18 protein-coding genes are annotated in these 17,638 nt (G+C 68.5%); 4 read left to right on the top strand and 14 right to left on the bottom strand.

Annotated elements, in window-relative coordinates; translation table 11 throughout:
* Positions 1-28: 28 nt before the first annotated feature.
* The 8 genes from AC5FRZ_RS12250 to AC5FRZ_RS12285 are packed head-to-tail and all read right to left on the bottom strand — an operon-like array spanning position 29 to position 9,480.
* Positions 29-3,145 carry a DUF7286 family protein gene (locus tag AC5FRZ_RS12250; RefSeq protein WP_493564717.1) on the bottom strand — a complete coding sequence of 1,039 codons (3,117 nt, stop codon included), beginning with the start codon at positions 3,143-3,145 and terminating at the stop codon, positions 29-31.
* Positions 3,133-4,011: a DUF7284 family protein gene (locus AC5FRZ_RS12255; protein ID WP_493564718.1), complete on the bottom strand. Its 879-nt coding sequence runs from the start codon at positions 4,009-4,011 to the stop codon at positions 3,133-3,135. Before AC5FRZ_RS12255 ends, AC5FRZ_RS12250 begins: the two co-directional genes overlap by 13 nt.
* Positions 4,008-4,397, bottom strand: a complete 390-nt coding sequence (locus tag AC5FRZ_RS12260; protein ID WP_372480486.1) for a DUF7285 family protein — start codon at positions 4,395-4,397, stop codon at positions 4,008-4,010. The genes AC5FRZ_RS12255 and AC5FRZ_RS12260 overlap by 4 nt, the downstream gene beginning before the upstream one ends.
* Entirely contained in the window at positions 4,378-4,842 is a 465-nt protein-coding gene (locus tag AC5FRZ_RS12265) for a DUF7283 family protein (RefSeq protein WP_372480485.1), read from the bottom strand. The genes AC5FRZ_RS12260 and AC5FRZ_RS12265 overlap by 20 nt, the downstream gene beginning before the upstream one ends.
* Positions 4,843-4,876: 34 nt before the next feature.
* Entirely contained in the window at positions 4,877-6,571 is a 1,695-nt protein-coding gene (locus AC5FRZ_RS12270) for a hypothetical protein (RefSeq protein ID WP_493564719.1), read from the bottom strand.
* The gene (locus AC5FRZ_RS12275; protein WP_493564720.1) at positions 6,568-8,421 is read right to left on the bottom strand and encodes an ATPase, T2SS/T4P/T4SS family; all 1,854 of its coding nucleotides are present in this window, start codon (positions 8,419-8,421) and stop codon (positions 6,568-6,570) included. The genes AC5FRZ_RS12270 and AC5FRZ_RS12275 overlap by 4 nt, the downstream gene beginning before the upstream one ends.
* Before the next feature lie 22 nt (positions 8,422-8,443).
* Positions 8,444-8,899, bottom strand: coding sequence for a DUF7311 family protein (locus tag AC5FRZ_RS12280; protein ID WP_372480482.1), 456 nt, complete (start codon positions 8,897-8,899; stop codon positions 8,444-8,446).
* On the bottom strand, positions 8,896-9,480 hold the full coding sequence (locus AC5FRZ_RS12285) for a DUF7310 family coiled-coil domain-containing protein (protein WP_372480481.1): 585 nt from the start codon (positions 9,478-9,480) through the stop codon (positions 8,896-8,898). Before AC5FRZ_RS12285 ends, AC5FRZ_RS12280 begins: the two co-directional genes overlap by 4 nt.
* A gap of 80 nt (positions 9,481-9,560) precedes the next feature.
* Here AC5FRZ_RS12285 and AC5FRZ_RS12290 point away from each other — a divergent pair, with 80 nt between their 5' ends.
* Positions 9,561-10,637 (top strand): tubulin/FtsZ family protein, encoded by a 1,077-nt coding sequence (locus AC5FRZ_RS12290; protein WP_153554021.1) that lies wholly within the window; start codon positions 9,561-9,563, stop codon positions 10,635-10,637.
* Positions 10,638-10,706: 69 nt separating this feature from the next.
* Here the strand turns inward: AC5FRZ_RS12290 and AC5FRZ_RS12295 are convergent, their stop codons facing one another.
* Together AC5FRZ_RS12295 and AC5FRZ_RS12300 are read right to left on the bottom strand one after the other, a co-directional pair.
* Positions 10,707-12,050: an alkaline phosphatase family protein gene (locus AC5FRZ_RS12295; protein WP_372480480.1), complete on the bottom strand. Its 1,344-nt coding sequence runs from the start codon at positions 12,048-12,050 to the stop codon at positions 10,707-10,709.
* 371 nt (positions 12,051-12,421) lie between these two features.
* On the bottom strand, positions 12,422-12,955 hold the full coding sequence (locus tag AC5FRZ_RS12300; RefSeq protein WP_018258046.1) for an inorganic diphosphatase: 534 nt from the start codon (positions 12,953-12,955) through the stop codon (positions 12,422-12,424).
* 240 nt (positions 12,956-13,195) lie between these two features.
* Here AC5FRZ_RS12300 and AC5FRZ_RS12305 point away from each other — a divergent pair, with 240 nt between their 5' ends.
* Positions 13,196-13,555: a PadR family transcriptional regulator gene (locus tag AC5FRZ_RS12305; protein ID WP_153554019.1), complete on the top strand. Its 360-nt coding sequence runs from the start codon at positions 13,196-13,198 to the stop codon at positions 13,553-13,555.
* Positions 13,556-13,574: 19 nt separating this feature from the next.
* Here AC5FRZ_RS12305 and AC5FRZ_RS12310 read toward each other — a convergent pair whose 3' ends face one another.
* Together AC5FRZ_RS12310 and rnhA are read right to left on the bottom strand one after the other, a co-directional pair.
* Complete coding sequence (locus AC5FRZ_RS12310) at positions 13,575-14,171, bottom strand: DUF7108 domain-containing protein (RefSeq protein WP_153554018.1); 597 nt, start codon at positions 14,169-14,171, stop codon at positions 13,575-13,577.
* Positions 14,164-14,757: a ribonuclease HI gene (gene rnhA / locus AC5FRZ_RS12315; RefSeq protein WP_170095055.1), complete on the bottom strand. Its 594-nt coding sequence runs from the start codon at positions 14,755-14,757 to the stop codon at positions 14,164-14,166. Before rnhA ends, AC5FRZ_RS12310 begins: the two co-directional genes overlap by 8 nt.
* 171 nt (positions 14,758-14,928) lie before the next feature.
* Here rnhA and AC5FRZ_RS12320 point away from each other — a divergent pair, with 171 nt between their 5' ends.
* Complete coding sequence (locus tag AC5FRZ_RS12320; RefSeq protein ID WP_153554016.1) at positions 14,929-15,405, top strand: DUF5797 family protein; 477 nt, start codon at positions 14,929-14,931, stop codon at positions 15,403-15,405.
* An 82-nt stretch (positions 15,406-15,487) separates the two neighbouring features.
* On the opposite strand, the gene AC5FRZ_RS12325 is transcribed toward AC5FRZ_RS12320, so the two are convergent.
* Complete coding sequence (locus AC5FRZ_RS12325; RefSeq protein ID WP_493564721.1) at positions 15,488-16,537, bottom strand: DUF5787 family protein; 1,050 nt, start codon at positions 16,535-16,537, stop codon at positions 15,488-15,490.
* Between the two features lie 144 nt (positions 16,538-16,681).
* On the opposite strand from AC5FRZ_RS12325, the gene AC5FRZ_RS12330 reads away from it, so the two are divergent.
* Positions 16,682-17,116 carry a DUF5684 domain-containing protein gene (locus AC5FRZ_RS12330; protein WP_493564722.1) on the top strand — a complete coding sequence of 145 codons (435 nt, stop codon included), beginning with the start codon at positions 16,682-16,684 and terminating at the stop codon, positions 17,114-17,116.
* Between the two features lie 76 nt (positions 17,117-17,192).
* On the opposite strand, the gene AC5FRZ_RS12335 is transcribed toward AC5FRZ_RS12330, so the two are convergent.
* Positions 17,193-17,618, bottom strand: coding sequence for a bis(5'-nucleosyl)-tetraphosphatase (locus tag AC5FRZ_RS12335; protein WP_493564723.1), 426 nt, complete (start codon positions 17,616-17,618; stop codon positions 17,193-17,195).
* Positions 17,619-17,638: the final 20 nt, after the last annotated feature.

Below are 17,638 nucleotides of genomic sequence, written 5' to 3' on the forward strand. Positions count from 1 at the left end.
CCCTACAGGACGGGCCTACAAGTCAGTGTCACTCCGGTCCCGGATCGGGCCACCCCTCGGACTCCTCGATCGCGACGCCGTTGGTGTCGCCGACGCCGGTCTTGCCCGGCGGCACGACGACGAGGACCGTCGCCGTGGCCTCGAAGTCGACGCGGGTGGACCGCCCGAGCCGCTCGGGAGACCCGTCGTCGTCGACGTCGAGAGAGACGTTCTCGCCGTCTCTGGCGTAGACGAACTCGCCGCCGGGCGTCGTCGGCCGCCCCTGAGAGACGCGCACGCCGAAGCGGGCGTACTCGCCACGGACCGTGACGTGCCAGACGTTCGTCGTGGCGTACCACGAGCCCGGTACGGGTGCCAGCGGGAGTCCGGCCGGCATCGCCTCGAACGTGTCGTTCACCACCGCACCGTAGGCGCGCTTCGTGGCCCGTTCCGCACCGGCGGCAGCGGCCTCGCGGGCCAGCTCTCGCGCGACCGTCTGCGTGCGCGATCGGCTCGCGTCGACGGCGTCGGTGTCCGGTCGTCCGCCCTGCTCCCGTAACGTCGCGCGGCGCGTGGCGTTCAGTCGGATGGCGAGCCGGTCGCGTGCAGCCACCGAGAGGTCGGCCCGCTCGCCGGCGAGAGTGACGAGTCGGTGGCTGACGGAGCCGTTCGCCAGCGCCAGCGCCCGAGCGTGGGTCGTCTGCCACGGCGCGAGCGCGTCTCGAAGCATCGCCTCGCGCTCGCTGGCACTGCCGGCGACGCCCCGTCGGGACAGCACCGACCGCTGGCCGTCGAGCACGTGCTCGTTCGCCGACGCGACTTCCCGTCGGAGGGTGTCGCGTTCGCGGGTCAGCGCCGAAACGTTCTCGGCGTGGGGTTCACGCTGGCTCGCGTCCGTCCGTCGAACTTCCTCGCCCTCCACAGCGGCGGCGTTTGCCTCGGCGAGCGTCGCGTTGGTCGCGTTCAGCGTCCGGGCCGCCGTGTCGAGTCTGACTCCCGATCGATCGCCGAACAGACCGTCGACCAGCGAGTCCGAGACGGTCTGGTGGGGCACGGTGAAGACGTTGACGTTGCGCGCGACCAGCGGGTGAGACTCGTTCTCGATCGCCGGGTCGTCGTCGTGGCTGAGCGAGGCCTGCGTGAGGTAGGCCGGTGCGCCGTCGGCCGTCAGCGCGACCGGACCCCCGACACCGTCCAGTCGCGGCTGACGATCTGACGGAGGCCGTCCGCGAGCGTCGAGTCCCTCGCGCAGCGTCTCGATCGACGTACTGGCCTCGTCGAGCCGATCGCCGAACGCGTCGGCCCTGCCACGCCGGTCGTCCGCCCGCGCCCGGAGGCGGGCCTGCACGCGGTCGAGGTACGCGACCCGGACGGCGATCCGCGCCTTCGTCGCCGCGCTGTCGTAGCTGGACGGTGCGTCGATCAGCCGCGTCCGCTCTCGCTCGACGGCCCGTGCCAGCGCTGCCGGCGGGTTCGATTCGTACGACCCGACACGTCCCTGACGCACCTCGACGGCGACGGACCGGACCCGTTCTCGGAGCCCCATCAGATCCCGATACGCCCACTCGGAGGCGTTCGCGGGCACGTCCAGCGCGATCGTGTGAACGTCGGAGTCCGGCCCGCTGTGGACCGCGTATTCGAGGGCCGCGGATCGGCCGCCCTGGCTGTCGATCAGGCGGTCTCTGGCGCGTTCGCGAGCGTCGGCGAGGTTCGGTCCGTCCAGCGGGCCGGCACCGCGCTGGTGGGCTCGCCGGATCGGTCGAACGGGTGCCTGCGAGGTGCGGTCGTGACGGCCGACGACCGCGAGGGTGACGGTCTGTCGGCTCGTGCCCGTCCTGTCGGTGGTCCTCCGCTCGATCTCGACGCTCCCGTTTGGCCCCTCGACTCGGCGCTGCCAGACTGCTACCGCTCGCTCCGTAACGACCGTCTCTCGCCCGTAGGTCTCGAACTCGTGCCAGCCGTCGGGGATCGGTGGCGGCGCGACGGAGACGTTCCGGTGGCGGAGCGATCGCTCACGGCGCTTGTCGACGCGCGTCCAGTTCGAGCCGGCGGGGCGTGGTGCCGACACGCCGACGTGGCGGTCGCCCTCGACGCGGCCGACCGTCCGGACCTCGACGCTGTAGGCGTCCCGTATCGTGCTGTCGATGGCTCCGTCGTCGAGCACGTCGACGAACGCTCTGTCTGCCGTCTCGTTGACCGCGATCTCGCGCCGGTCGTCGGGACTTGACCGGCGCGGTGGCTCCAGTCCCTCGATGTCGCTCGCCGCTGGCTTCGTCGGACCGCTCAGAACGGCGTCGGTCACGCGCGAGTCGGTCCCCGTGGCGACGGTGAGATCGCGTGCAGTCGTCCGTGCCGCCGCGACCGCGAGCGTGCGACGGCCCCGTGGATCGGCGTGGCCGATCGTCTCGCGCTGGAGGTCCAGCAGTGCCTCGTTGGTGACGACGCCCACGTGCTGGTTCGAGACGACGTTGCCGATCGGCACCTCGCCGTACTGGAGGTAGCCCCGCGACCACGCCAGCGCGTACAGCTGGGTCGTCAACCGCTGGCTCAGCCCTCGCTCCGTCACCCCGGCGTCGAGTCGCCGCTGGTAGGTACTGACTCGATCGTGGGCCGCGAGCACCGGCGTCACGACGGTGACAGTCGGAGCGATCGTCGTCCGGGAGCGCACCTGCCCGCCGCGGTGGGTCCGAACCGTCACGTTCTCGACGGTCACCCGGATCGCGGTCTCGTCGTCTGCCCGTTCGATCGTCACGCGGTCGATGGCGGCGCGGCGCTCGGCCCGCGTCTCCGTCGAAGGCAGCGACACCGAGCCGGTGACCTCGCCACGACGGACCGCGACCCGAGAGAGGCGATCGCGGGCCTGTAGGTAGATCCGGAGCCGTAGCGCGTCGCGAAACGCCGTCTCTTCGCCGAGAAGGCGACCGGCGGCGGTGTCGGCCGGATCGACGACGGGGTCCGCTGCGGCCGCCCGGCTGGCGGTCGTCACGGCCTCGCGCAGTTCCGTCTGTGCGGTCGCGGTCGTCCGTTCGGTGACCACCTCGGTCTCGCTGTCGGCGGGTGGACGCCCCGGATCGATCGTCGTCGCAAGCGTCGCGCTGCTGACGAGCAGGAGGACGCCGATCAGTGCGAACGGCACGCGGCCGCGATCGTCCATCACGGCGACCACGTCCTGACGACGATTCGCACCTCGTCCGTCGAGACGGCGCGGGCCGTGGCCGCCGGTGTCTCGAATCGGTCGCGCATGTCGGCCGCGAACCGGTCGGCCAGCGCAGCCGTGAGCCGGTCGTTCGTCGCCGCGACGGAGCCGTTCTCCAGGTCCAGAGCCGGCGCGTCGGTGAGTCTGGCGACGCGGCGGTAGCGGTGGGCCGCCAGCGTGTCGGCCGGCGCGTCCCCCCGGAGCGCGACGCGGCTCTCGGCGGACGAGAAGAACCCCTCGACGACCGCCGCCGCGACCACGTGCGCGACGCCGTCCGTGCCGTCGGTCCGGGCGGCCTCGCGTGCGCGCTCGTCCACTGGCGCGACGCCGCTGTCGACGGTGAGCCGAGCCGCACGTACGTCGGCGCTCGCGGGCGGTGTCGGTCCGGCGTGGACGCGACCGCTCAGGGGCGCACCGTCGTAGGGTTCCCAGACGGCGGTGACGCCGACGGCGGTCGCGCGGCGGTGGACGGCGGCGTGAGTCTCGTTGCGAACCGCTCGCTCGAACCCGCCGCCGGCAGGGGCGATTCGCTCGCCGTCGAGCGTCGCGGCGGTCCGCGTGGCTGCCGCGAGGAGCCCGGCGACCGTCCCGTGTGCCGTCCGGTCGAAGTCGCCGCTGTGGCCGTAGCTGACCCCGTCGCTGTGGTTGTTTCGCGGCGTCAGTTCGTAGTCGACGCCGACGGTGGTGGTCGCCAGCGCGGTCGCCGTCTCGTCGGCGTGGTCGTCCCCCGACGGCGGCGTGTCGAGGCCACCCGTCCCGGCGACGAGCGTCCCGACGGCACCCCCGAGCAGGAGGAGGAACAGCGTCGTGTCGACGACGGTGCTGATCGCTCTCATCGCCACACCGCCACCCGGAGGCGGCCCGCGTCGACGTGGGCCGGCTTCGTCCGGACGCTCACCTGCTCGCTCGCGGTCCCGGCGTCGTCTGGCGGGACCGGTCCCACCCGCCACTGTCGGCCGTCGGCGGTCACGCTCACGTTCGTGTGATAGCCCGACGGACCCGCGTCGACGGCGTCGGAGAGCCGTCCGGGCTCGACGACGCCAGCGGGCGCGAGGTGATCGTCGACCGCCGAAAGTGTCGTCTCGGGCAGTTCTCGTTCGCGTTCGCCCGGCAGTGTGTCGTCGAGGACGCCAGCGTAGAGCGACAGGGCGATCGAGACCGCGGCGACCGCGACGAGGGCAACGATGGGCTCGACCTGTCCCCTATCCCACGAGCGTGACACTGGTCTCACCCCACTGGACGCGTCGCACGTCGATCTCCGTCGGTGCCTGTCGCCACTCCCCTCTGGACTGAGCGTCCGCGACCGCCTGCTCGAAGGCCGCGCTCGTCTCGAAGACGCTCGCTGGCGGCTGCCCGTAGAGGACGAGCGCGAGCCGATCGTCCGCCAGTGTGGGCGTCACGGGGCCGTACGCGAACGTCGCACTCGCGGTCCCGCCGTCGTTACGCAGCGAGAGCTGGCGAGGACCGAGCCGGATCGCCGTCGCGTCGATCGGAACCGTCGCTCTTGCGTCTGGCGGTCCGACGGCGACGCGATCGACGGCGTCGGCTGCTGTGGTCGCGTCGGGCGGTGCGGTCGTGGGGAGCGCGACGACGACGCCGAGCACCGCGACGCTGACGGCCGCGACGCCGAGCCACGCGTACAGTGCGTCGACCGGGACCTCGAACATGGCACGCCCTCGCCGCGCCTTCGAACTTAAACCCTCACACGAGCGAGGTCGCGCCGACGAACGCGGTGAGGTACGTCGCCGTCGCGGCCAGCAGCGCCAGCCCGACGCGATAGCCGACCAGCGACCGATCGAGCCCGTCGGTCAGCCCGGTCGCCAGCGTCGTCAGGACGATCGCGAGCACGAGGACGTACCACCCGACTGCGAGGCCGAGATCGGCGGTCGCGACACTCCCGCCGAGGGGGCCGGCCGATCCCATCGCCGCCGACAGCGCGACCGTCGCACCGCCGACCAGCGGCGCGAACACGGCCGCCGTGTTCGAGAGCGTGTTCGTCACCTGTGCGACCGCGCGGCGGTTCGCCTGCTCGGCCTCGTCGATCGTCTGGAGGTGATCGGCCATCGCCAGCAGGGCGTCCCCGGCGGGGCGTCCCTCCCGAGCCGAGAGGGCCAGTAGCGAGGCCGCGCTCTCGGCCCGTTCGCTCGGCACCGTCGCCAGCGCGCCGCGTTCACCGACGAACGCCGTCCGGAGGTCGACCCCGAGACGACGCTGGCGACCGGCCACCTCGGCCAGCACCGTCCCGGTCGCACCCGGAACCGCCGTAGCGACGTCTTCGACGGCGCGCTCGGTCGCGGTCCCCCGTGTGACGCGCCGGCCGATCAGCGACAACGCGTCGGGGAGCCCCGCTTCGACCGCCTCGACGGTCGACCGGACCGACTGCATCGGCTGGAAGGCGACCACCAGCGCGGTCCCCAGACCCGCCCCGGCCGCGGCGACGAACCCCATCCAGTCAGAGAGGACGAGGCGGACCGACCAGCCGGCGAGGAGAGCGGCCGCGATGCCGGCCACGACGGCGTGTGTCGGACGAGACCACACGTCCGGATGAGATCGACGTATCGGCGTCGGCCGGAACGCGACCGGCCGCTTCGTCAGCAGCCAGGCGCTGGCGAGGGTGACGGCGATGGGCAAGAGCACGTCGTAGACGACCACGAGCAACGACAGCGGTGCCGGCACGCCGGCCGCGTCCAGCGCGGGCAAGAGCGCCACGAGTGCGAGGGGCAACAGGACCCCGAAGGCGTACAGCGCGGTCGCCGGCCCGCTGATCGAGGCCGCGAACGCGGCCGTCCGGTCGTGGATGCCGTCGAGGACCGTCGTCCGAGCGCGTTCGAGCGTCGCCCCGCGCTGCTGGGCCGGTTCCCGCCCGGCGCTCTCGACGAGCGAACACGCGCGTTCCAGTTCCGGCAGCCACGGTCGCCACTCGCGCCCGAACGCCTGGAGACCGGTGTTGGGTCCGTTCGCCGTCCGGCGGACGTGACTCGCCAGACTGTCGGCCAGCGCGCCCGGAACGGACTGGGCACCGAACGCCGCCGCAACACCCGGTGCCGGCGTCAGGGACAGCCGCATCGTGAGCCGAGTCACGAGCGCCGGTGCGTCGCCCAGCGCCTCCGCTCGCCGGACGCTTGCGAACGCGACGACGAGCTTCGTCGTGGCGAGCACGACCGCGGCACAGACGAGACAGCACCCGGCGACTGCCAGTCCGACACTGTCGCCAAGGACGGTCTGAACGAGGAGGCCAACCAGAGCCAGCGCGACGGCTGCCACGTAGCTCGCCCCCACGACCGTCTCGGCGTCGACGCCCCAGCCGAGGAAGGCGACCGCACGCCGGAGCTCTGAATCGGGCGACACCGAGAGGGGGCAGCACCGCGCGACCGCCCGGAGCAGCGTCCGTTTCATGCCTCGACCGGCCGGCCAGTTCGGCGTTCCCGGCGTCTGATCTCGTCCGTGCGCTCGGTCAGTCCCGCACGCACGTCGGCGTAGGATTCGTCGCTGTCGGCGAGCGCAGCGAGGAGTTCGCTGTTGCCCCGTTCGAGCCGATCGGTCGACTGCAAGCGTCCCTCGCGGAGCCGATACAGCGGCTCGAACGCCACCGCGTCCCCGGCGGTGACGACCTCCTCGATCGCCGCGACGCGACGCGCCGGTCCGTCGTCGGTCTCGAAGCGCCCCATCGTGACGACCAGATCAGTCGTCGCGAACGACGAGGCGGGCACGTCGAGGTCGGCGACGACGCGTTCGCGCACGTCCTCGCCCCCGTCGCCGTGGATCGTCCCCAGAACGGCACTGCCGCCGGCACCGACACGCATCGCCTCGTAGAGGACCTGGGCCTCCTCCCCGCGGACTTCGCCGACCGCGAGCGCCCCCTCGCCGAGTCTGAGCGCGGTCCGCAGCGTCTCGTCGGCCGGCAGTCCGGGACCGTCGCCCCGCGCCGTCACCAGCGACTGGACCTCCCGTCCGTCGGCCTGGAGCTGTGCGACCGGCAGCTCCGGGGTGTCCTCGATGACCAGCGTTCGCACGCCGGGGTCGAGCTCCCACAGCAACGCGCCCAGCAGCGTCGTCTTGCCCGCTCCACGGGGGCCGGCGACCAGCGTGGCAGCCGCGCGGTCGACCGCCAGCGAGAGCAACGCGGCGGCTGCCGGCGGGACGGTGTCGTTGTCGACGAGCTGTGGGAGCGTCCACACCGTCCGGTCGTGGGCTCGCAGCGCGAAGGCCGGGCCGTCACTGACCGGCGCTGTCGTCCCGGCGATCCTGACCCGCCGGTCGCCGACCGTCGTGGTGGCGTCAAGCGTCGGACTAGCCCGCGAGAACGCCCGTCCGCTCTCGCGGCGGAACTGCGAGGCGAGCGTTTCGACGCCGCGCCGGCTGACCCGGACGTTCGTCGTCGCCAGTTCCCCGTCGACGCGCACCCGCAGCGGGTTCGACGCGACCGGTGCGGTCGCGAACACGTCCGTCACGCGCGGGTCGTCGAAGCACTCGGCGAGGACGCCGTAGCCGGCGGTGTGCCGGTCGAGCACGCGCCCGAGCCGTTCGACCGGCTCGTCGTCGGAAGCGACCGTCCGGATCGCACGCCAGGCGGCACGCTCGCCGGTCACCGTCCCGTCGGCGACGAGTTCCCGGCCGCGTTCGAGCGTCGCCATCGCAGCGTCGTCCAGCGTGGCCCCCAGCGGTTCGAGGTGGTACACCGGGAGGTCGTCGTCGCGTTCGTAGAGTCGCACGCGTCCGCCCGTCGAGAGTCGCCGGCTGTCGCGGAGCCGACCGTCGGCCGGCGGATCGGCGGCGAGACGGGTGTGTCCGATCGTCGGGCCGACGTACGGGGAGAGCGACGCGATCTCGCCGACTCGCCGGGCGCACACCCCCAGACCGGTCTCGGCCGCGATCGACGCGACTGGACCCGCGCGACCGACGGCCTCTCGGGAGGCGTCGATCGGATCGGACAGGGCCCGTTCGGCGAGGGTCTCGTCGTGGAACCGCGTCCGTTCGACGAACCGGCCGGCCGCACAGAGCAGGGCCGCGTGGTCGTCGAGATAGGCCCGTTCGCGACCGTTCGACCGCGTCACCACGCGCTCGGCGTCGCGTTCGGCGAGCGTCTCGACGACCGTCCGGCGACAGGCTGCCGACTCGGCCAGTCGACCGTCGTCTGGACAGTCCGTGGCGTCGACCAGCAGCGTCTCGCCGCTGTCGTTGCGTCCTCGTCGTACTGTACATCCGCAGTCGGAGGCCGGCGTCGAACGGCTGAACCACCCTCGCATGGGCGGCGGTGGCCCCCTCATCTCACTTCAACCGTCGGACGGTGAGCACCGGCACACCCGGCTGCCCGTCGAGCGAGATGACGAGCCGGTGGGGACCACTGCGCCGGAGCACGACGGGACTACCGTCGGCTGTTCTCAGTGGGACACCGGGGAGCTGTCGCGTTCGGGGTTGTCCGCCCGTGAGGAGCCAGGAGAGTCGTGCCGGCGTCTGGTCTGTCGAAGGGCGGAGCGAGACGCGTTCGACGCCGCCGCTGGTCCACGTCCGGACCGGAACGCGGAGCGTCACGACGCGGCGCGCACCCGGCCCGCCGATCGGATCGTCCGTTTCGAGGAGCGTGTCGGCGGCGCGTTCGAGATCGCTCGCCTGGTCCGAGACCGTCGCCGAGGCACGCTGTCGACGCGCGTCGTCGATCGGACCGAGCGTCGCGGCGACGAGCGCGGTCGCGAGCACGACTGCCAGCACGACGCGATAGATCACAGCCGCGATCGGAGTCTGGCGAGGACACCGCTCTCGTCCCCGCTGTCGCTGCCGTCGACGCTGTCAGTGCCGTCGGCTCCAGTGGCTCCGTCGATCGGGCCGACAGCGCTTCGGCCGTCGCCCGTCGGTCCGGAGACGGGCTGGTCGCTCCGGTCAGACCTCGACGAGTGAACTGGTCGCCGTGTCCCGCTGGCTGTCTCCGTCGACACGGGTTCTCGGCGGTGGCGCTCCGGAGCGGCGTCGGCGCGATCGGCCGACTGCGGCGTGCTGTCCGGACGGCGATCGTCTGTGCCGTCGGCGAGTCGCGCTTCGAGTCGATCCACCGCGGCCACCGCGGCGTCGGCCCGCTGCTCGACGTCCTCGTTGACCGACCGGACGTTGCCCACGTAGCCACGGAGCGCCTGCGTCGCGGCTTCGAGTTCGTCGATCCGTCGCTGGGCGCTGTCGAGTTGCTCCTCCAGTTCCTCGACCCGGCGGGCGAGATCGCCTCGTTGCTGGAGGGCGTCGAGATCGTGGTCGTCGCCCGTCAGCGTCCGTTCGACCGCCCGCAGTCGCCGGTCCAGCCGTTCTCGGTCTGGCATGGCCGTCGGTGGTCCTGTCATCGCATTTGAACCCTCGGAACGGGGTAACGTTGATTAGTCGTCCTGTTCAGTCCTACAGTATGAAGGTCGTCCTGATTGGTGTCGGTCAAGCCGGGGGGAAGATCACGCAGTCACTCGCAGAGTTCGACTACGACATGGGCTTCGACGCCGTCAAGGGGGCACTGGCGGTCAACACGGCCCGTCCGGATCTGAGCGAACTCGACATCGACACGCAGCTGATCGGCCAGGACAGGGTCAAAGGTCACGGCGTCGGCGGCGACAACGAACTCGGCGCGGAGATCATGCAAGAGAGCGCCACCGAGGTGATGGACAACCTCGACGGTCGACTCACCACCGAAGCCGAAGCGATCGTCGTCGTCGCCGGCCTCGGCGGCGGGACGGGATCGGGCGGCGCACCGATGCTCACGCGCGAACTCCAGCGCATCTACAACATCCCCGTCTACGTCCTCGGCGTCCTCCCCGGTCGTGACGAAGGCGGACTGTACCAGGCAAACGCCGGCCGCTCGGTCAAGACCTGCGCCCGTGAGGCCGACTCGCTCATCCTCATCGACAACGACGGCTGGAAGGCCTCCGGCGACAGCCTCGAAGCCGGCTTCGAACGCATCAACGACGCCATCGCCCAGCGGATCGGTCTCCTCTTTGCCTCCGGAGAGGCCGTCGAAGGCGTCGGCGAGAGCGTCGTCGACTCCTCGGAGATCATCAACACGCTCAAGGGCGGCGGCATCGCCTCCGTCGGCTACGCCGCCGCCGAGTCAAGCGAGGACCCCGGCGAGAACGTCAACACGATCACCAGTGTCACCCGAAACGCCCTCCTGACGAGCATGAGCCTCCCGGACGCGATCGACGCGGAGCGTGGCCTCCTCGTGATCGCCGGCCACCCCGAGCGGATCTCGCGAAAGGGCGTCGAACGCGCCCGCAAGTGGATGGAAGAGGAGACCGGCAGCCTCGAAGTTCGGGGCGGCGACTTCCCCATCGACAGCGAGAAACTCGCGTCGCTGGTCGTCCTCGGCGGCGTCGAACGCTCCGAGCGCGTCCAGGAGTTCATGGACCGCGCACGCGAGGCCGAGCAAGAGAAGAACAAGGAGATCGATCCGATGGAAGGCCTCGAAAACGACGGGCTCGACGACCTGATGTGAGTCCCGTCTTTTCGCGCGAGCGGTGAGAGATGTGCGGCGCGCCTTTCGAACGACTACGCTCGGTCTATCCTACACCAGACTGGTGCCGTCGAACTCCGTCCGATCGAAGTCCACGTCCATCAGGTCCAGGATCGTCGGCGCGATGTCGTAGAGGTCGGCGTCGTTGATCCGGGCGTCCGGATCGTCGACGAACAGCGTCGCGTTGTCGAAGCTGTGCATACCGTTGCGCGGGCCGACGCCGAAGACGTCGTCCGAGCCCTTGAATCCGGCCTTGAGGTCGAAGCCGTGGTTCGGGACGACAGTCAGGTCGGGCGCGATCTCGTCGTGGTCGCCGCGGTAGGCCTGTTCCTTGGTGACGACGCGGTCTGCGACGGGGTTGCCGTCGGGACCGGTCAGGTTCTCCAGTTTCTCCTGGAGTTCGTCGCGGACGGCCTCGTACTCGTCTTCTGGCACGGAGCCACGCGGCTCCCGGCCTTCGAGGTTGATGTAGAAGCGACCGGGGATCAGGGAGTACGCCTTCGTCGACTCGTCGATGTCGCCGAGGGTCTCGTGGTCGTCGTCCTCGTAGGTGAGCCACCCCTCTTGCTGGAGCCACTCGTTGAGGTGGACCTCGTAGTCGAGACTGGTGAAGCCGTGGTCGGAGGCGACGACCATCGTGACGTTGTCGGCCAGCAGGTCACGGAGCTGTCCCAGGTAGTCGTCGACCTTGCGATAGAACTCCAGGAACTCCTCTTTGTACTCGCCGTCTTCCTCGTAGTGTTTGAACAGGAAGTGGTTCACCCGGTCGGTGGTCATGAAGACGCCGAAAAAGAGGTCCCAGTCGTCCTGTTCGATGTAGTGTTTGAACGCTTCGAAGCGCCGGTCCAGGGTCTTGTGTGCGTCCTCGATGAACTCTTCTTTGTCCTCGCTGTGGCCGAGTTTGGCGTTGACGTCGATGCGGTAGTCGTTGTCGTCGAGGTAGTCGCCGAGTTCGTCGGGATAGGCGGCGTCGTCGACGCCCGGCGAGAGGAATCCGGAGACCATCCGCTGGACGTTGCGCTGGGGTGGGAACGTGACGGGGACGTTCAGCACCGTCGCGTCGCCGCCGTCGTCTGCGACGCGGTCCCACAGGCGTGTCGCCTGTACGTCGCGGCCCATGGGAACGTAGGTGTCGTAGGAACCGATCTCTCGGTCCTGAAAGCCGTAGACGCCGGTCTCGCCGGGGTTGACGCCGGTCGTCAGCGCCGGCCAGCACGCGCTGGATTCCGGTGGGACGATGCTGTCGATCGGTCCAGCGGTGCCGTCCTCGGCGATCGCCGCGAGGTTCTCGAACTCGTCGTAGTGGTCCGCGATCAAACTGTGCGGTACCCCATCGACGCCGAAGAAGGCGACTCGGGGTCCGTCGTCGCCGCGAATACGGTCGAACAGGCCCATGTCACCTCGTTCATCGTTCGGGGACAAGAAGCTTCTTTTCGCGGCCGAGTCGGGTGTGCGTCACCGGAAGCGGCAATCACTGCTCGGGTTCGGCGCAGTCGTCGTCGGCCGACGAGGAGTCGTCGCGATCGAAGTTCGCCGGAACGACCGTCAGGTGGTTCATACCGACTGTCTGTTTCGTAGCCATCACGGGAGACAGTTCGCCCCCGAAACCCAAGTAATTACCCATAATCATAATTAATCGGCAATACGGACCGCCATTACTCCAGAACATGCAAGGGCCGTGTCGACTCGATGCCCCCAGCGATAGCTGGGTGGACGGATCGTGACACCACGGAAAAATGGCGGAGTCGAACGGCGACGCGGCTCGCTTACGCGATCTGCTCGTCGTACAGCTCCTGGGCGTGTTCGATCGCGTCGTAGGCGGCCTGCTTGTCCTCCCAGCCCAGCGTCTCGACTTCCTTGCCCGCTTCGAGGTTCTTGTAGGTCGCGAAGAACTCGTCGATCTCGTCGAGTTGCTGCTGTGGGATGTCGTCGAGGTCCTCGATGTGGTCGTAGCGGGGATCCTCGCTCGGGACGGCGATGACCTTGTCGTCTTGCTCGCCGTCGTCGTCCATCTTCATCAGGGCGACGGGTCGGGCCTCGATGATACAGCCGGGGAACGTCTGGTCCTCGACGAGGACGAGCACGTCGAAGGGGTCCTCGTCGTCGTAGTACGACTGCGGGATGAAGCCGTAGTCCGAGGGGTAGTGGACGTTGCTGTGCAGCACCCGGTCGAGGACGACGCCGGGAACGTCCTTGTCGTACTCGTACTTGTTGCGCTCGCCTTTCAGGCACTCGACGACCGCGTAGATCTCTTCTGGCGGGTTCGGACCGGTTTCGAGGTCTTCCCAGAGGTTCGTCATCATCGGCGACTGCGACGGGCGTCCAAAAAGTACTTTCGTAATCAACTACGACTATCGAGAGGAAGCGCAAGACGACGGGTATTTCGCCGCCGGTGATATTCGCGGGTGATAACAACACCCGTTATTTGGAATATTTTCGATACACTGGCGCAGAGAGCACGACGGCGCAGTCTCTCGGTAACGCGCCGACCTGCGAGCGAGTTAACAAGTGTTAAATAGCTTGATGACATTCAGCTAACCATGTCAGAGGCACAAACGAAAACTGACACACCCGGCATCGCAAGTGAATTGACGGCGTTCCAGCAGAACATTCTCGTCATCCTCTCCGAAGAGCCACGCTACGGGCTGGCCATCAAGCGAGAGCTAGAGACCTACTACGACGACGAAGTCAACCACGGGCGTCTGTACCCGAACCTCGACGACCTCGTCGAACTCGGCCTCGTCGAGAAGAGCGAACTCGACAAGCGAACGAACCAGTACGGACTGACCGAGGCGGGGAAGGAAGCTGTGCTCGACCAGCTTTCGTGGGTCTTCGGGAAGTTCGTCACCGAGGAATCGCGCGCCGAAGAACTCCGGGACCTCGTCCAGCAGCACGAGTAAGAAACACGATCGCCCCGAGTCACTCGGGGTGATCGCTGCCGAGTGGGTACGGCACGTCCATTTTTTCGAAGGTGCGACGAAGTGACTCGTCCAACAGCGACGCCTGTCGGTCGTCGGGCCAGACGTTGCGCTCGAAGTAGTCGTCGCGAAACTCGACGAGCTCTGCCCGCGTGAGGTCCTCGATCGGTTTCGCGTAGTGGTTGCTCGCGAAGTCTGCCAGCGCGCGGGCGTTCGCTGCGTGGACCTCGCCGTCGGCGTCGGCGACCGCTGCGACGAGTTCGTCGTTGTGTTCGGCCACCACTGCCCAGTCGCTCCCCTCGCCGGGGCCAGACAGCGGCCGTTCGATCCCACGGTCGACGTCGTCGATCCGGTCCGGGTGGATCTGTCCGTCGGAGACCCACTCGCGCGGGTGACAGACGAGCACGTCCCGGGCGTCGTCTTCGCGGACCCGAGCGGTGTACTCGTACTCGGCGAGCAGTTCGTCGCGCTCGTCGCGGTAGGCCCGCGCTTCCGCGTCGTCGACGGCGTCCCTGGCCAGTCGGGTGAGTCGCTCGGCCTCGTCGATCACGTCCGTCGGCAGCGCCGAATCCGTCGTCGAATCGTCGTGTTCAGGCATCGTCGAGTGCCTCGTTGGCCAGTTCGTCTGCGCGTGCGTTAATCTCTCTCGGTACGTGTTCGATCGACCACTCGTCGAAGGCCAGCAGTCGCTCGCGGGCGTCGACGCGGTGCTCTCGGAGTTCGGGATCGTTCGTGTTCCACTCCCCGCGGACCTGCTTGACGATCAGCTCGGAGTCGCCGCGGAGACGGATCTCGTCGAATCCGTGATCGCGTGCGACTTCGAGCACGCGAAGTAGCGCCCGGTACTCGGCCTGGTTGTTCGTCGCGGTGCCGATCCGCTCGCCCCCGTCAGCGACGATTCCGTCGTCGGTCACGAGCACCCAGCCGACCGCGGCGGGGCCGGGATTCCCGCGCGAGGCCCCGTCGAAGTACGCGTGGACCCGCCCGCCGTGTTCGCGAAGGAGCCCCTCCAGCTGGGCCGTGTCACCGCCCTGGACGACGACTTTCCCGTCGTAGGCGACCGCCGTCCCACCGCCGTAGCTCGCCCGCCACTCCTCGTGGTCGGTGTTGCCCGCCTCGACGGTCACGCCCGCCGCTTCGAGGCGTTCGCGAGCCTTCGTCTCGTCGCACTCGATCGTCGGCATCGTCTCGTTGATCACCGACCGACCGATAAAACGCTTCCCTCTCCGAGACCGGCGACGGGTCACGGCACACGTCTGCCACGTCGTTCGGTGGGACCCGCCACTGCGACGCCCAGCCGACGACTGGCGAGAGTCCAGAACCACCAAGTATGGTGGTGGTCGTACAGGCTACCGATGGCACTTTCCGAGGAGGCTCGCGACCGACTCGCCGACATCGTCGAGCTCCAGCCCACGAAGAACGCGGATCTACAGGATCGGTGGGGGATGGACAGCGGGAGCGAGGTCCACCAGTACCTCGAAAACGAGCTCAAGGAGTACTACTACCGCGACGAGAGCAGCCTCATCTGTGCCACGCCGGAGGCCGTCGAGGTCGTCGGCGGCGACCCGGCAGACGGCCAGCAGGTGACGGTCACCGAGTTACAGCAGGCGGTGATCGACTGTCTGGCCGGCCCCGACGAGGAGAGCCAGAGCGTCGTCTCGGTCCTCCACGACTTGCGCGAGGCGGGCCACGACCCCGAAGTGGACGACGTTCGATCCGCGCTGCGGTCGCTCGCGGACAAGGGGATCGTCGAGACCGTCCAGAAGACCGTGCCGACCTTCCGGCTGGCCGTCGGACGCGACCAGATCGACGTGGCACAGCTCGACGATTGATACGGATTCTCGTCGCCGTTTTTCCGGTCGACCGCATACCGTCGCGGTCGATCCGGTGAAGATCGACGATAATCCGTATAATTCACGCAGTGTCGTCGTCGAGGCCGGGCCGGTGCCGCCGTCGCTGCTCGTCGAGCAAGCGTCTGATTCCCGCGCCGGGTCCGCCGTCGATGGGCCACCCACCGGTCCGCCAGGTGGGCGGTTCGGGCTCACAGTCCCGGCAGGCCGCTCGACACGTCGACGGCGTCGGCACTCGGTCCTTCGCTTCACAGTACGGGACGACGCTGTCGCCCTCCGTCCGGAGCTGGAAGTGCCGACAGTCTGGTCGCAGTGAGTCCGCGTAGGCCCGCCAGCCCCGTTCGTAGGCGCGTTCCGCGATCGAACGCCGCTTCTCGACTTTCCACTCGGGGTCGACGTACTCGAAGCGCGCGGCGCTCAGGTCGTCGTCGGGTCGCTCCTCGATTCGCGTGCCCGGCTCCGAGACCGCGAGAGACTGGGGGTACCACGCCACGTCGGCCTCGACCGTCGACGGATCGACCGTCAGGACGCCGGCCGCCGCGGGGAGATCCTCCAGCAGGATCGGCTCGACTCGCTCGTCGGTCCGCTCGGTCGCGACCCACACCTCGTCGGCCAGCCCCAGCGCCACGTCGCGTTCGATCTGGGGCGCGAGCCTGCTGGCAGCACTCGCGTCCAGATCGGGCTTGTTCTCGATGGCGACGATCCGCTCGATCCAGTCGGGATAGGCGTACTTCCGTCGAATCTCGATCCGGTTGCCCCGCTTGCGACGGTCCAGAACGCCGCGGTCGGCGGCCGTGTGAATCGCCTCGCGGACGTACCGCCAGGGATAGCCGGGATGGGGCAGCGCGTCCCGGTAGTACGCCCACTCGGCGGGCGCGTGTCCGAGGACGTGACGGAGGTCCGAATCGAGTCGCTGGCGGCCGAAGGCGGCCCGCCGACGGAGTCCGGCGCGATCGCACTCGACGACGATCGTGTCCCAGCGGCGTCGCTTCGTCCCCAGTTGCCGAGCGACGAGAACGGGGTTGTCGCGGTCGCCGTCTGGCGGCCACGCTCGTTCGGCCCACTGGCAGACGCGCAGTTCGAAGGCGAACTCGGAGTCGGCCACAATCCCCATCGAACGCTCGTCGACATGAAACGCTCGTCTCATGAGCGTCCCCGTCTGGTCACGACGATCCGTTCGTGAGCGATGTATCCCCCCATTTGACACCGATTACACATTCACGTATATTTATATACGAGCCGGAAACACTCCGATTGTATGATTCCAACAATTCCTGCAACGGTAGCGAGTGACACGGCAGTCCTATTACAGAGCAACGGTGGTGGCGGTCTGATCGGGGGAATCCTCGGTATTCTCTTCTTCCTGTTCTTCCTCGTCCTTTCACTGGTCCCGCTTGCTGGTATGTGGAAGGCCTTCGAGAAAGCCGGGCAACCTGGCTGGGGAGCGATCATCCCGATCCTCAACATATTCTACCTGCTGGAGGTCGCCGACAAAGAGACCTGGTGGCTGATCCTGTTCTTTATTCCGTTCGTCAATTTCCTGATTGCAGCCGTCGTGATGATCGACGTGGCAAAGAACTTCGGGAAGGGGCCCGGCTACGGACTCGGGCTGTTCTTCCTCAGCTTCATCTTCTGGCCGTTGCTGGGCTTCGGCGACGCGCAGTACGTCGGCGACACGAGCGCGGGCGTCTAGTCACAGATCACTCTGGACGGGGATCGTCAGAGTGTCCAGACGATCTCTGGTCTGGGAGGACGGCGACAAGCCGTCTTCACTCTTCGAGCTTCTCGTCGAGGAACTCGTGAGCCTGTTCGAGGATCTCACGAGGGCCGTCCTGCGTGACGGTGTTGATCGCCTGCTCGTAGTCGCGCCACTGCAGGTCGCGGTGTTCGTTGGACAGTTCTGCCGATGCTTCGTAGGACTTCGCGACGAACAGATGCACCGTCTTGTGGATGGTGTTGCCGTTCGCCTCGAAGACGTAGTCGTAGTCTTCGCGAAAGCCATCTAACAGCCGGAAATCGCCGATTCCGGCTTCCTCTTTCACTTCGCGGATGGCGGTCTGTTGTAGCTCCTCGTCGCCTTCGACCCCGCCCTTGGGGAACTCCCAGTCACCGGGTCTGCTCTTGAGCAGCAGGTACTCCCGCCGGCCACGCGTGTCGCGAAAGAGGATGGCTCCCGCGCTCGTGGCCTCGATCATTAGATACGCTTAGACCGGCC

The sequence above is a fragment of the Halomicrobium sp. HArcht1-1 genome, from assembly GCF_058933285.1.

What these genes read in the sequence shown, in the direction of transcription:
- AC5FRZ_RS12270 (WP_493564719.1), bottom strand. Translation starts at nt 6,571, where the DNA reads ATGAAACGGACGCTGCTCCGGGCGGTCGCGCGGTGCTGCCCCCTCTCG.
- AC5FRZ_RS12330 (WP_493564722.1), top strand. Translation starts at nt 16,682, where the DNA reads ATGATTCCAACAATTCCTGCAACGGTAGCGAGTGACACGGCAGTCCTA.
- AC5FRZ_RS12275 (WP_493564720.1), bottom strand. Translation starts at nt 8,421, where the DNA reads ATGCGAGGGTGGTTCAGCCGTTCGACGCCGGCCTCCGACTGCGGATGT.
- AC5FRZ_RS12265 (WP_372480485.1), bottom strand. Translation starts at nt 4,842, where the DNA reads ATGTTCGAGGTCCCGGTCGACGCACTGTACGCGTGGCTCGGCGTCGCG.
- AC5FRZ_RS12290 (WP_153554021.1), top strand. Translation starts at nt 9,561, where the DNA reads ATGAAGGTCGTCCTGATTGGTGTCGGTCAAGCCGGGGGGAAGATCACG.
- AC5FRZ_RS12295 (WP_372480480.1), bottom strand. Translation starts at nt 12,050, where the DNA reads ATGGGCCTGTTCGACCGTATTCGCGGCGACGACGGACCCCGAGTCGCC.
- AC5FRZ_RS12325 (WP_493564721.1), bottom strand. Translation starts at nt 16,537, where the DNA reads ATGGGGATTGTGGCCGACTCCGAGTTCGCCTTCGAACTGCGCGTCTGC.
- AC5FRZ_RS12300 (WP_018258046.1), bottom strand. Translation starts at nt 12,955, where the DNA reads ATGACGAACCTCTGGGAAGACCTCGAAACCGGTCCGAACCCGCCAGAA.
- AC5FRZ_RS12305 (WP_153554019.1), top strand. Translation starts at nt 13,196, where the DNA reads ATGTCAGAGGCACAAACGAAAACTGACACACCCGGCATCGCAAGTGAA.
- AC5FRZ_RS12255 (WP_493564718.1), bottom strand. Translation starts at nt 4,011, where the DNA reads ATGAGAGCGATCAGCACCGTCGTCGACACGACGCTGTTCCTCCTCCTG.
- rnhA (WP_170095055.1), bottom strand. Translation starts at nt 14,757, where the DNA reads ATGCCGACGATCGAGTGCGACGAGACGAAGGCTCGCGAACGCCTCGAA.
- AC5FRZ_RS12335 (WP_493564723.1), bottom strand. Translation starts at nt 17,618, where the DNA reads ATGATCGAGGCCACGAGCGCGGGAGCCATCCTCTTTCGCGACACGCGT.
- AC5FRZ_RS12310 (WP_153554018.1), bottom strand. Translation starts at nt 14,171, where the DNA reads ATGCCTGAACACGACGATTCGACGACGGATTCGGCGCTGCCGACGGAC.
- AC5FRZ_RS12285 (WP_372480481.1), bottom strand. Translation starts at nt 9,480, where the DNA reads ATGCCAGACCGAGAACGGCTGGACCGGCGACTGCGGGCGGTCGAACGG.
- AC5FRZ_RS12320 (WP_153554016.1), top strand. Translation starts at nt 14,929, where the DNA reads ATGGCACTTTCCGAGGAGGCTCGCGACCGACTCGCCGACATCGTCGAG.